General features: G+C 73.7%; 11 protein-coding genes. 8 read left to right on the top strand and 3 right to left on the bottom strand.

Features of this window, described 5'->3' with window-relative positions; genetic code table 11:
• Positions 1-263: 263 nt before the first annotated feature.
• The 8 genes from PV721_RS34000 to PV721_RS33965 all read left to right on the top strand — a co-directional run bounded on the left by PV721_RS34000 (position 264) and on the right by PV721_RS33965 (position 9640).
• Complete coding sequence (locus tag PV721_RS34000; RefSeq protein WP_319731187.1) at positions 264-917, top strand: PadR family transcriptional regulator; 654 nt, start codon at positions 264-266, stop codon at positions 915-917.
• Between the two features lie 25 nt (positions 918-942).
• Positions 943-1689 (top strand): ABC transporter ATP-binding protein, encoded by a 747-nt coding sequence (locus PV721_RS33995; RefSeq protein ID WP_319731185.1) that lies wholly within the window; start codon positions 943-945, stop codon positions 1687-1689.
• Positions 1690-1790: 101 nt separating this feature from the next.
• Positions 1791-4550, top strand: a complete 2760-nt coding sequence (locus PV721_RS33990; RefSeq protein ID WP_319731191.1) for an FtsX-like permease family protein — start codon at positions 1791-1793, stop codon at positions 4548-4550.
• An 82-nt stretch (positions 4551-4632) separates the two neighbouring features.
• The gene (locus PV721_RS33985; RefSeq protein ID WP_319731183.1) at positions 4633-5172 is read left to right on the top strand and encodes a bacterial proteasome activator family protein; all 540 of its coding nucleotides are present in this window, start codon (positions 4633-4635) and stop codon (positions 5170-5172) included.
• A 193-nt stretch (positions 5173-5365) separates the two neighbouring features.
• On the top strand, positions 5366-6256 hold the full coding sequence (locus tag PV721_RS33980) for an NTP transferase domain-containing protein (RefSeq protein ID WP_319731182.1): 891 nt from the start codon (positions 5366-5368) through the stop codon (positions 6254-6256).
• The gene (locus tag PV721_RS33975; RefSeq protein ID WP_319731180.1) at positions 6253-7548 is read left to right on the top strand and encodes a molybdopterin molybdotransferase MoeA; all 1296 of its coding nucleotides are present in this window, start codon (positions 6253-6255) and stop codon (positions 7546-7548) included. Before PV721_RS33980 ends, PV721_RS33975 begins: the two co-directional genes overlap by 4 nt.
• Positions 7536-8636 carry a potassium channel family protein gene (locus PV721_RS33970; RefSeq protein WP_319731178.1) on the top strand — a complete coding sequence of 367 codons (1101 nt, stop codon included), beginning with the start codon at positions 7536-7538 and terminating at the stop codon, positions 8634-8636. Before PV721_RS33975 ends, PV721_RS33970 begins: the two co-directional genes overlap by 13 nt.
• A 26-nt stretch (positions 8637-8662) precedes the next feature.
• Positions 8663-9640, top strand: coding sequence for an NAD(P)H-quinone oxidoreductase (locus PV721_RS33965; RefSeq protein ID WP_319731176.1), 978 nt, complete (start codon positions 8663-8665; stop codon positions 9638-9640).
• A gap of 98 nt (positions 9641-9738) precedes the next feature.
• Here the strand turns inward: PV721_RS33965 and PV721_RS33960 are convergent, their stop codons facing one another.
• The 3 genes from PV721_RS33960 to pdhA form a co-directional block, all read right to left on the bottom strand.
• The gene (locus tag PV721_RS33960; protein WP_319731174.1) at positions 9739-11040 is read right to left on the bottom strand and encodes a dihydrolipoamide acetyltransferase family protein; all 1302 of its coding nucleotides are present in this window, start codon (positions 11038-11040) and stop codon (positions 9739-9741) included.
• Positions 11040-12008 (bottom strand): alpha-ketoacid dehydrogenase subunit beta, encoded by a 969-nt coding sequence (locus PV721_RS33955; protein ID WP_319731189.1) that lies wholly within the window; start codon positions 12006-12008, stop codon positions 11040-11042. The genes PV721_RS33960 and PV721_RS33955 overlap by 1 nt, the downstream gene beginning before the upstream one ends.
• A 50-nt stretch (positions 12009-12058) precedes the next feature.
• Positions 12059-13144, bottom strand: a 1086-nt coding sequence (gene pdhA, locus PV721_RS33950; protein ID WP_319731172.1) for a pyruvate dehydrogenase (acetyl-transferring) E1 component subunit alpha, incomplete at its 5' end; no start/stop codon positions are given.

The following is a 13144-nucleotide window of genomic DNA, read 5'->3' as shown; positions in this document are numbered from 1 at the left end:
GCCCCCGCCCCCGCCGGCCGTGGCGTCGAGCCCGCCCGGGCGGGTCACCGCCCTCGGCACCGAACCGAACGACCGGGCCGCCGACCTGGCCGCGCACATACTGCCCCTCGGCACCGGATTCGCCCTGATGGGACTGGGTCTGGGCTACCTCGGCGTGCGCCTGCGCCGGAGCATCTAGCCGAGCGGTGCGGCCGCGGTCCCCCTTGCGGCGTACGCCTGAGGATGGTTGCCGAGCGTGAACATACTCGGTATACATACTCGGTATGTCGATCCGTCACGGGCTTCTCGCCCTACTGGAACGGGGTCCTCGGTACGGCTCCCAGCTGCGCACCGAGTTCGAATCCCGCACCGGCTCCACCTGGCCGCTCAACGTCGGGCAGGTGTACACCACCCTCGCCCGCCTCGAACGCGACGGTCTCGTCGCCCCCGACGGCGAGGACGCCGCCGGGCACACCCTGTACGCCATCACCGACACCGGGCGCACCGAGCTGCGCCAGTGGTACGAGCGTCCCGTCGACCGGGCCAACCCGCCCCGCGACGAGCTCTCCATCAAGCTCGCGATGGCCGTGGGCGCGCCCGGAGTGGACATCCGCGCCGTCATCCAGTCCCAGCGCCACGCCACGATCAAGGCGATGCAGGACTACACCCGGCTCAAGGCCACGGCACTCGCCGCGGTCGAGAGCGGGCAGTCCCGCGAACGCGACGACGTGGCCTGGCTGCTCGTCCTGGAACAGCTGATCTTCCAGACCGAGGCCGAAGCCCGCTGGCTCGACCACTGCGAAGCCCGGCTCGTACGGCTCTCCCTCCCGGCCGACCGGAGAGCCGGCGAACCCGAACCACCCCAGGCCGCCGCCGCCGAGACCCCGGCCCCGACCACCACCGCCCGGCCCCGTACCGCCCGCACGCGGCGAGGCTGAACCACCGTCCCAGGGGGGACCCCTCATGCCCGATCAGCCCCAGCACCAGCAGCCCGTACTGCAGTTGGACCAGCTCGTCCGCACCCACGGCAGCGGCGCCACCGAGGTGCACGCCCTGCGCGGAATCAACCTCTCCGTCCACCCGGGTGAACTCGTCGCCGTCATGGGCCCGTCCGGCTCCGGCAAGTCCACCCTGCTGACCCTCGCGGGCGGCCTCGACACCCCGAGCAGCGGACGGGTCGTGGTCGAGGGCACCGACCTCACCACGGCGAGCCGCAAGCAGCTGGCCGCCCTGCGCCGCCGCAGCATCGGGTACGTCTTCCAGGACTACAACCTGATCCCGGCCCTCACCGCCGCCGAGAACGTGGCCCTGCCCCGGGAACTCGACGGGACCTCCGCCCGCAAGGCGCGGGTGTCCGCGCTCGCCGCGCTGGAGGAGATAGGCCTCGCCGCACTCGCCGACCGCTTCCCCGACGAGATGTCCGGCGGCCAGCAGCAGCGCGTGGCCATCGCGCGCGCCCTCGTGGGCGACCGCCGCCTGGTCCTCGCCGACGAGCCCACCGGGGCCCTCGACTCCGAGACCGGCGAGTCCGTCCTCTCCCTGCTGCGCTCCCGCTGCGACGCGGGCGCGGCCGGGATCCTCGTCACGCACGAGCCGCGGTTCGCCGCCTGGGCCGACCGCGTGGTCTTCCTGCGCGACGGCAGCGTGGTCGACGAGACCCTGCGCAGCCGGCCCGACTCGCTCCTCTCCGGTCAGGCGGCCGGCCAGTGACCTTCTCCCTCCGAGGCTGGTACCACTCCTGGGTCGCGGCCCTGCGCATCGCCCGCCGCGACGCCTGGCGCGCCAAGGGCCGCAGCTCCCTGGTCCTCGCGATGATCGCCCTGCCGATCATCGGCGTGAGCGCCGCCGACCTCACCCTGCGCAGCGCCGAGCTCTCCCCCGAGCAGACCCTCTCGCGCCAGATCGGGGCCGCCGACGCCCGGGTGAGCCACTCGCGCATGGGCGTGGCGATCTACCAGCTGCCGGACGGCTCCAGCTTCGCCCCCGTCGGCGGTTACGAAAAGTTCGACGGCGCGTCGATACCGCAGGAGAGCCCGCAGGAGCTGGACACGTCCGCGCTCCCGGCCGGGACCCAGGTCATCAAGGACTCCGTGGGCTACGGCAAGATCCGCACCAAGCACGGCCTGCTCGACACCGATCTGCACGAACTCGACGCGCAGAGCCCGCTGGTGGACGGCATGTTCACGCTCGACCGCGGCCGGCTGCCCGAGCGCGCCGGCGAGGTCGCCGCCACCACCGCCCTCCTGGAGCACTCCGGCCTGTTCGTCGGCTCCACGGTCACTCCGCGCGGCGCGACCACCTCGTACAAGATCGTCGGGGCGTACGAGCTTCCCAGCGAGCTCGGCAAGGACGAGATCCTCGCCCCGCCGGGAACCCTGATCGCCCCGCTCGACCGGGCGCTCGAGGCCTCCGGGGCCTTCGGGCTCCGGCCCCACGTCAGCTACCTGGTCAAGGTCGGCGGCGAAGGTTTCACGTGGAACATGGTCAAGGCGGCCAACACCAAGTCCCTGGTGGTCGTCTCCCGCGCCGTCCGCCTGGACCCGCCCGCCGATGCCGACGTACCGCTCTACCAGCAGGAATCCAAGGAGCAGTACCAGCTGGAAGCGGGGAGTGCCTCCGAAATGGCCGTCCTGGCCACTGTCGTGGGCCTCGCCATGCTGGAGATCTGCCTGCTCGCCGGACCGGCCTTCGCGGTCGGCGCCCGGCGCTCGCGCCGCCAGCTCGGCCTGGTCGGCGCCAACGGCGGCGACCGGCGCCACATCCGCTCCATCGTGCTGTCCGGCGGCCTGGTCATCGGCGCCGTGTCCGCCGTCATCGGCACCGTCGTCGGCGTGGTGCTCACCCTTGCGCTGCGCCCCGTCCTGGAGGGGCAGCTCGGCGTCCGCTTCGGCGGCCTCGACTTCCGCCCGCTGGAACTGGCCGGCATCGCCCTGCTCGCCGTGGTGACCGGCCTGCTGTCCGCCATCGTTCCCGCCGTCACCGCGTCCCGGCAGACCGTGCTGGCCTCGCTGACCGGCCGCCGCGGAGTGCGCCGCGCCAACCGGGTGCTGCCGGTCCTCGGCCTGCTCGCCGTCGCCGGCGGCGCCGTGATCGCCCTGTACGGCACCGCGTCGAAGATGGGCGCCACCGTCGTCGCGGGCGGCAGCGCAATCGCCGAGCTCGGCATCGTCGCCCTCACCCCGGTCCTGGTAGGCCTGTTCGGCCGGCTCGGGCGCTGGCTGCCGCTGTCGCCGCGGCTCGCGCTGCGCGACGCCGTGCGCAACCGGGGGCGTACGGCGCCCGCCGTGGCCGCGGTCCTCGCCGCCGTCGCCGGCACCGTCGCGGTGGCCACGTACGAACACAGCCGGGACCTGCAGATGCGGCACGAGTACGTCGCCCATCTGCCGCACGGCACCGGGCTGCTGGAAGCCCAGGAGAACAGCGCCCACAAGGAGGTGCCGGCCCTGCGCGAGGCCCTGTCCAAGGAGCTCCCGGTGGCGGTCCGGGCGGACTTCGACCGGCTGGTCGTCGGCATGCCGAGCTGCGAGTCGTTCTCCCGTGAACCCGGCTGCGGCCGCGTCGAGATCATCAGGCCCAAGGACCAGCGCTGCCCGCTCTACGACACCCCCGGAGGACCTGACGCGTTCACCGACGAGCAGGCCCGGGTCCTGCGCCAGGACTGGCGCTGCGTGGAGGGCAAGCGCGGCACGCAGAGCACGGTGGTCGTCGCCGACGAGAAACTGCTGAGCGTGCTGGCGGTCACCGACCCGGGCTCCGTGGCCGCCCTCAAGGAGGGCCGCGCCGTCTCCTTCGACAGGCGCCAGGTCAAGGACGGCAAGATCAACCTGCGGGTGGTCATCGCCAAGGAGGGCGTCAGCTCCGCTCCTCCGCTCGGTGAGGATCCGGCCGGTGAGGACAAGATCCTGCCCGTCCACCTGGCACCCGAGAGCGCCGACGGCTGGGGCATCGAACTGGTCCTGCCGCCCGCCGCGGCCAAGGCCGCCGGGATGGCCACCGCGGCCTCCGGTTCGTACTTCACCCTCGACGGGACGGCGAGCAGCGAGCAGCGGCAGAAGATCGCCGGAGAGATCGACCGGATGGGCGTGGAGGCGTCCATGCGCATCGAGGCGGGCTACGAGGGCAACGACAGCCTGGGACTGCTCGCCCTGACCGTCTTCGCCGGCCTGGTCACCATCGGCGCGGCCGGCATCGCCACCGGGCTCGCCCAGGCCGACGCCGAGGCCGATCTGAAGACCCTGGCGGCCGTGGGCGCGGCGCCGCGGGTGCGGCGGACGCTGAGCGGCTTCCAGTGCGGGGTGGTCGCCCTGATGGGAGTCGTCCTGGGCTCGGCGGCCGGGATCCTGCCCGCGGTCGGCCTGCGCATGGTGCAGCGACGGGAACTGCAGGCGCTGTACGAGCACCACCTCAACCGAGGCTACGTCTCCACGGCGGAGGGCGTGCCCTACGTGCCGATCTCCGTGCCCTGGGAGACCCTCGCCCAGCTGATCGTCGTCGTCCCGCTGGGCGCGGCCCTGCTCGCGGCGCTGGTCACCCGCTCCACCGGCGCCCTGGCCCGCCGGACCGCCGGGTAATCCTGGTGCCCCCGTACAGGGTGGATCACGACTGTACGGGGGCACACCGTGTGAGAACGAAGGCGTGCGAGAGAATGACGGCATGGAGATGCCGAGGAGTGAACGGTCGCAGGACAGCCCCCCGCACGTCCTGATCGTGGGACAGGACGGGACGGCGGTCGGCGACGCCGATGACGAGTCGCGCGAGGTCCCGGTGACGGAGATGGTCGAACAGCCCGCCAAGGTCATGCGGATCGGCAGCATGATCAAGCAACTCCTGGAAGAGGTACGTGCCGCGCCTCTCGACGAGGCGAGCCGGGTCCGGCTCAAGGACATCCATGCCGCCTCGGTGAAGGAGCTGGAGGACGGTCTGGCTCCGGAGCTCGTGGAGGAACTGGAGCGCCTGTCCCTCCCGTTCACCGAGGAAGCCATTCCCTCCGAGGCCGAACTGCGCATCGCGCAGGCCCAGTTGGTGGGATGGCTGGAGGGCCTCTTCCACGGCATCCAGACGGCCCTGTTCGCGCAGCAGATGGCAGCGCGGGCCCAGCTGGAACAGATGCGGCGCGCCCTCCCGCCGGGCGGCCCCCACGACGACGACGATGACGGCGGCCACGGCGCGATCCGCTCGGGCCCGTACCTGTAGCAGGAACCGGAGGGGCCGGATCTTCCGGCCCCTCCGGCGTTCGAGACACGGGGTTGCGGGGCGGAGCCCCGCTCTCAGCCCCGCTCTGAGCCTCCGGTCTGAGCCCCGGTCTCCGAGCCGCGGCCGCCCGCCGGATAAGCCCGCAGTAAGTGCGGCGCCCCGCAGGGGACATGGTCCCCTCATACTCTGGGGCATGAGCTACGACGCGATCGTGCTGGCCGGCGGCGCCGCGCAGCGACTCGGCGGGGCGGACAAGCCCGCGCTGAGCGTCGGCGGCCGCGCCCTCCTCGACCGCGTCCTCGACGCCTGCCCCGACGCCCGGACCACTGTCGTGGTCGGCGGCCGCCGCCCCACTTCGCGCCCGGTCCGCTGGACCCGGGAGGACCCGCCCGGCGGCGGCCCCGTGGCCGCGCTGGACGCCGGGCTGCGCGGAACCACCGCCGAGCTGGTCCTCGTACTCTCCGCGGACCTGCCGTTCCTGGACCGGGAGACCGTACGGGCCCTGCTCGACGCGCCCGGCCCGGACGGCGCGATGCTCCGCGACCCCGACGGCCGGGACCAGCCGCTGGTCGCCGCCTACCGGGCCGAGCCCCTGCGCCGCGAGATCGCCCTGCTGGCCACCGAGCACGGCAACTTGACCGGGCTCCCGCTGCGCGCGCTCACCTCCGAACTCGACCTCGCCCGCGTCACGGCGCAGCCACTCGCCTCCTTCGACTGCGACACCTGGGACGATCTCGCCGCCGCCCGCGCCCGGATCAGGGAGCATGGAACCGTGCTGGACCAATGGATCACCGCCGCCAAGAACGAGCTGGGCCTCGACCTCGACGTCGACGTCAAGACCCTCCTCGATCTCGCCAGGGACGCCGCCCACGGCGTCGCCCGGCCCGCCGCCCCGCTGACCACCTTCCTGGTCGGCTACGCGGCCGCCCAAGCCGCCGCCACCGGCGCCGACCCCGCCCAGGCCGTCGCCGAAGCCTCCCGCAAGGCCGCCGACCTGGCGCTGCGCTGGGCGGCCGAGGCCGAGGCCGACGCGGGTACCGGCGCAGCGGACGACGCCGCCACCGAACAGAACGGCTCCGGATGACCCCCGCGAACTCCGCCGAGGAGGCCCTCGACGAGGCCCTGGCCCTGGTCAGCCGCGCCCCCGAGGGCGGCGGGGCGGGCGGCCGCCGGGCGCTCTCCTGGCCGCGCGCGCGGGAGGCCTCCGTCCACGCGGGGGCCGGGGCGCGGGCCCGTACGCACCGGGTTCCGCTCGCCGAGGCCCTCGGCGAGGTCCTGGCCGCGCCCCTGGACGCGCTGACCGACCTGCCGTCCTTCGACACCTCCGCCATGGACGGCTGGGCCGTCGCCGGTCCCGGCCCCTGGAGCGTCCGTACCGGCACCGGGGTCCTGGCCGGTTCCGACCGGCCCGAGCCCCTCGCGGACGGCGAGGCCGTACGGATCGCCACGGGCGCCCGGATCCCCGCCGACACCACCGCCGTCATCCGCAGCGAGCACTGCCGCGAGGCGGGCTCCCAGCTCTTCGCCGACCGCCCCGTCCTCACCGGCCAGGACATCCGCCCGCGCGGCCAGGAGTGCCGCTCCGGAGACCTGCTGCTGCCCGCCGGTTCCCTGGTCACCCCGGCCGTGCTCGGGCTCGCCGCGGCCGCCGGGTACGACGAACTGACCACCCGGCCCCGGCCCCGCGTGGAGGTCCTGGTCCTCGGCGACGAGCTGCTCACCGAGGGCCGCCCGCACGACGGGCTGATCCGCGACGCCCTCAGCCCGATGCTCGGCCCCTGGCTCGCCCGGCTGGGCGCCGAGGTCGTCGGCACCCGAAGGCTCGGCGACGACCCCGCGGGGGCCGCGGCCCTGCTGGACGCCGTCACCACCTCCACCGCCGACGTGCTGGTGACCACCGGCGGGACCGCTTCCGGGCCCGTCGACCACGTCCACCCCGTCCTGCTGAAGGCGGGCGCCGAGCTCCTGGTCGACGGGGTGGCGGTACGCCCCGGGCACCCGATGCTGCTGGCCCGCATCGGCGGCCGGGCCGACGGGCGGCACCTGGTCGGTCTGCCGGGGAACCCCCTGGCCGCCGTCTCCGGGCTGCTGACCCTCGCCGAGCCCCTGCTGCGCGCCCTCGCCGGCCGCCGCAACCGCCCCCGCTACACGGCGCCGGTCCAGGGCGACGTACCGGGCCACCCGTACGACACGCGGCTGGTCCCGGTCGTGCTGAGCGACGAGCACGCGGTGCCGCTGCGCTACCACGGGCCCGCGATGCTGCGCGGGGTGGCCGCCGCCGACGCGCTGGCCGTCGTACCGCCGAAGGGCGCCCGCGCCGGGCAGGACCTGGAGATCCTCGATCTGCCGTGGGCTTCCGGAGGATGTTTCACGTGAAACTTCACGGTCAGGACGCAATGGCCCGCGAGGCCGACGAGAAGCTCGTCTCCCGGCGCATCAAACTGCCCAGGCGCATCGTCGAACAGCCGCTCAGGCAGGTCACCAAGCGCCTTCTGATGGCCCTCTTCGTGCTCTTCCTGACGGTCTTCATCGTGTGGCTGGACCGCGACGGCTACCACGACAACGCCAACGAGCAGGTCGACCTCCTCGACTGCTTCTACTACGCCACCGTGACGCTGTCGACGACCGGCTACGGCGACATCGTCCCGTACAGCGACAGCGCACGGCTGATCAACATCCTGCTGATCACGCCGCTGCGCGTGCTGTTCCTGATCATCCTGGTCGGTACCACCCTGGAAGTCCTGACGGAACGGACGCGGGAAGAGTGGCGCCTGAAGCGCTGGAGGAAGAACTTGCGTGAGCACACGGTCGTCGTCGGCTTCGGCACCAAGGGCCGCTCGGCCCTGCAGACGCTGCTGGCCACGGGCCTTTCCAAGGAGCAGGTCGTCATCGTCGATCCGAGCGCCAAGGTGATCGACACGGCCACCGCGGACGGGTTCACCGGTGTGGTCGGCGATGCCACCCGCTCCGAGGTACTGCTGCGCGCCGAGTTGCAGAAGGCCCGTCAGATCGTCATCGCCACCCAGCGGGACGACACGGCGGTCCTGGTCACGCTGACGGCCCGGCAGCTCAACCGCGGGGCGAAGATCGTCGCGGCGGTGCGCGAGGAGGAGAACGCCCCGCTGCTGCGCCAGTCCGGCGCCGACGCCGTCATCACGAGCGCGAGCGCGGCCGGCCGGCTGCTGGGCCTCTCGGTGCTCAGCCCGAGCGCGGGCGCCGTGATGGAGGACCTGATCCAGCAGGGCACCGGCCTCGACCTCATCGAACGGCCCGCACGCAAGTCCGAGGTCGGCAAGTCGGTCCGGGACACCGACGACCTGGTGGTGAACGTGCTGCGCGGGCACCGGCTCCTCGCGTACGACGATCCGCACGCGAGCCCGATCCAGCTGACGGACCGTCTCATCACCATCGTCCGGGCGACGCCGCCCTCCTCGCCCCCCGTGACCCGGAACTCTGCCGAGTAGGGACGAGTTGGCGTAGCCTCCGGGCCATGCATGCGATCACCATCGAGCAGCCCGGCGGCCCCGAGGCCCTCGTCTGGACCGACGTACCCGATCCGGTGGCGGGCGACGGCGAGGTCCTCGTCGAGGTCGCGGCGAGCGCCGTGAACCGCGCCGACCTCCTCCAGCGGCAGGGGTACTACGACCCGCCGCCCGGCACCTCGCCCTATCCGGGGCTGGAGTGCTCCGGGCGGATCGCCTCGATCGGGCCGGGAGTGTCCGGCTGGTCGCCGGGCGACGAGGTGTGCGCCCTGCTGTCGGGCGGCGGGTACGCGCAACGGGTGGCCGTTCCGGCGGGCCAGCTGCTGCCGGTCCCGGCGGGCGTGGACCTGGTGACGGCGGCCGCGCTGCCCGAGGCCGTCACCACCGTGTGGTCCAACGTGTTCATGGTGGCCGGACTGCGCCCCGGCGAGACCCTGCTCGTGCACGGCGGGTCCAGCGGGATCGGGACGATGGCGATCCAGCTGGCGAAGGCGGTGGGCGCGACGGTCGCCGTGACGGCGGGCGGCCCGGAGAAGCTGGCGCGCTGCAAGGAGCTGGGCGCGGACATCCTGATCGACTACCGCGAGCAGGACTTCGTGGCGGAGCTCAAGGCGGCGACGGGCGGGGCCGGCGCGGACGTGATCCTGGACATCATGGGCGCGAAGTACCTCTCCCGGAACGTGGACGCCCTGGCCGTGAACGGCCGCCTCGCGGTGATCGGGCTCCAGGGCGGCGTGAAGGCCGAACTGAACCTTGGCGCGCTGCTCTCCAAGCGGGCGGCGATCACCGCCACCACGCTGCGGGCCCGCCCGCTGGAGGAGAAGGCGGCCATTGTCGCGGCCGTACGGGAGCACGTGTGGCCCCTGGTCTCCGCGGGCCGGATCCGCCCGGTGGTCCACGCGTCGTACCCGATGCGGGATGCGGCCGAGGCCCACCGGGTCCTGGAGTCGAGCAGCCACGTGGGCAAGCTCCTGCTCACGGTCTGAGCGCGGCTCACGGCACGGCGCTCCGCCCCGCGCCTCGAACGCCGGCCGGGCTGATTCCTTCAGCCCGGCCGGCGTTCGAGGACCCGGTCCGCGCTCGGCTACAAGCTGCGCAGCAGGACCGCCGGGGATTCCACGCAGTCGGCGACGTAGCGGAGGAAGCCGCCCGCCGTGCCGCCGTCGCAGACCCGGTGGTCGAACGTCAGCGACAGCTGGACGACCTGGCGGACCGCCAGCTCACCGCGGTGCACCCACGGCTTCGGCATGATCCGGCCCACCCCGAGCATCGCCGCCTCCGGGTGGTTGATGATCGGCGTGGAGCCGTCGACCCCGAACACCCCGTAGTTGTTCAGGGTGAAGGTTCCGCCCGTCAGGTCGGCCGGGGCAAGCTTCCCGGCCCGCGCCAGCTCCGTCAGACGGGCGAACTCCGCCGACAGGGACTCCGGGTTCCGGTTCTGCGCGTCCCGGACCACCGGGACCATCAGGCCCCGCTCGGTCTGCGCGGCGAAGCCCAGGTGCACGGACGGGAGCCGGACGATCTCGCCCGCCGCCAGGTCCACCGTGGAGTTGAGCTCCGGATAGCGGGCCAGCGCCGCCGTGCAGATCCGGGCCAGCAGCGCCAGCACCGAGATCTTGGGGCCGCCCACCGCGTTCATCGCGGCGCGGGCCGCCATCAGCTCGGTGGCGTCCGCGTCGACCCAGCAGGTGGCGTCCGGGATCTCCCGGCGGCTGCGCGACAGCTTCTCGGCGACCGCACCGCGCACGCCCTTGAGCGGGATCCGCTCGCCCTGCGGAGCCGGGGAGGCCGGCGCCGCCACCGGAGCCGGAGCCCGCAGAGCCGCCAGCGCCGCCTCGACGTCCGCCCGCAGGATGAGCCCCTCCGGGCCCGACCCGCGCAGTGCGCGCAGGTCGACGCCGTTGTCCTTGGCCAGCTTCCGCACCAGCGGCGAGATCACCGCGACGGGCCCGGTGGCCACGGCAGCGACGGCGGTCGCGGCGGCAACGGCAGGGACGACCGCCGCCGTGACCTCGGCGGTGACGGGTCGCACCCGTCGCCGACGCGCCGGGCGCGAGTGGTCCGAGCCGTAACCGATCAGCGGCCGTGGCGCGCTGCCGGAGCCTCCGTCTTCGGCCGCCGGGGCCTCCGGGAGCGTCTGCGCACCCACCGCCACAGTGATCAGCGGAGCCCCGACCGGCAGTTCCTGCCCCTCCTCGCCGAAGCGGGCGGTGACCACTCCGCCGTACGGGCAGGGCACCTCCACCATTGCCTTGGCCGTCTCGACCTCGACGACCGGCTGGTCGATGGCGACGACGTCGCCCACCGCCACCAGCCAGCGCACGATCTCGGCCTCGGTGAGGCCCTCGCCGAGGTCCGGCAGCTTGAATTCCATGACCTGTGGCATCAGTTCTCCCACTGCAGGCGTGCCACGGTGTCCAGGATCCGGTCCACTCCCGGCAGGTGGTGCTTCTCCAGCATCGGCGGCGGATACGGGATGTCGAAGCCCGTCACCCGCAGCACCGGCGCCTCCAGGTGGTGGAAGCAGCGCTCCGTGACGCGGGCGGCGATCTCCGCGCCCGGGCCGCCGAAGCCGTTCGCCTCGTGGACGACCACCGCGCGCCCGGTGCGGCGCACGGACTGCACGACCGTCTCCTCGTCGAAGGGGACCAGCGAGCGCAGGTCCACGACCTCCAGGTCCCAGCCCTCCTCGCGGGCCGCCTCGGCGGCCTCCAGGCAGAGCGGCAGCGAGGGCCCGTAGGTGATCAGCGTCGCGCTCGTGCCCGCCCGGCGGACCAGGGCCTTGCCGATGCCCGGCACGGCCGCCGGCGCCTCGGGGGACCAGTCGGCCTTCGACCAGTAGAGCCGCTTCGGCTCCAGGAAGACCACCGGGTCGTCGCTCGCGATCGAGGCGCGCAGCAGTCCGTACGCGTCCTCGACCGTCGCCGGGGTCACCACGTGCAGGCCCGGCGTCGCGACGTAGTACGCCTCGGAGGAGTCGCAGTGGTGCTCCACGCCGCCGATCCCGCCGCCGTACGGCACGCGGATGGTGATCGGCAGCGGCATCGCGCCGCGCGTCCGGTTGCGCATCTTCGCCACGTGCGAGATCAGCTGCTCGAACGCCGGGTACGCGAAGGCGTCGAACTGCATCTCCACCACCGGCCGCAGCCCGTACATGGCCATGCCGACCGCCGCGCCCAGGATGCCGGCCTCCGCGAGCGGGGTGTCCGTGCAGCGGTCCTCGCCGAACTCCTTGGCGAGCCCGTCCGTGATCCGGAAGACCCCGCCGAGCGTCCCGACGTCCTCGCCCATGACGTGGACCGTCGGGTCCTCGGCCATCGCGTCGCGCATGGCCCGGGTCAGGGCCTGCGCCATCGTCGAGGGCTTGGCCCCCGGCTTCGCGGACTTCGCCGCCGCCACCGTCGTCACGCCTGGTCCTCGGCTTCCAGCTCGGCGCGGAGCACGGCCGCCTGCTCGCGCAGCCGGTCCGTCTGATCCGCGTACACGTGCGCGAACAGGTCCATCGGGTCGAGCACCGGGTCCGCGTTCATCCCCTCGCGCAGCGCCGCGGCCATCACCTCGGCCTCGTCGCGCGCCGCCCGGATGCCCGCCTCGTCGATGATCCCGCGCGCGGTCAGCTCGCGCTCGAGCAGCTCGATCGGGTCGTGCGCCTTCCAGGCCTCGACCTCGGCGTCACCGCGGTAGCGGGTCGCGTCGTCGGCGTTCGTGTGCGCCTCCATCCGGTACGTCACCGCCTCGATCAGCGTCGGACCGCCGCCGGCCCGGGCCCTGCGGACCGCCTCGGCCAGCACCTCGTGCACCGCCGCGATGTCGTTGCCGTCGACCAGCCGGCCGGGCATGCCGTACCCGACGGCCTTGTGGGCCAGCGTCGGAGCCGCGGTCTGCTTGGCGAGCGGGACGGATATCGCGAAGCCGTTGTTCTGCACGAGGAAGACCACGGGGGCCTGCCAGACGGCCGCGAAGTTCAGCGCCTCGTGGAAGTCGCCTTCGCTGGTGCCGCCGTCGCCGACCATGGCGAGGGCGACGACGTCGTCCCCGCGCAGCCGGGCCGCGTGCGCCAGGCCCACCGCGTGCGGCAGCTGGGTGGCGAGCGGGGTGCACAGCGGGGCGATGCGGTGCTCGCGCGGGTCGTAGCCGGTGTGCCAGTCGCCGCGCAGCAGCGTCAGCGCCTGTACGGGGTCCAGTCCGCGCGCGACGGCCGCCAGGGTGTCGCGGTAGCTCGGGAACAGCCAGTCCTGGTCCTCCAGGACCATCGCGGCCGCGATCTCGCAGGCCTCCTGGCCGACGGTGGAGGGGTAGACGGCGAGCCGGCCCTGCTTGGTGAGCGCCGTGGCCTGGGCGTTGTAGCGGCGGCCGCGCACCAGCTCGGCGTAGCAGCGCCGCATCAGCGCGGGGTCCAGCCGGTCGGCCGCCTCGGTGCCCAGGACCCGGTAGGGCTCGGGGTCCGGGAGCAGCGGGGCGGCGTCCGTACGGGGCCTCCAGGCGGGCGG

The sequence above is a fragment of the Streptomyces sp. MB09-01 genome (assembly GCF_033794505.1).
In the GTDB taxonomy this organism is placed as follows: domain Bacteria; phylum Actinomycetota; class Actinomycetes; order Streptomycetales; family Streptomycetaceae; genus Streptomyces.
This window is presented reverse-complemented; position numbering and strand designations above follow the sequence as displayed.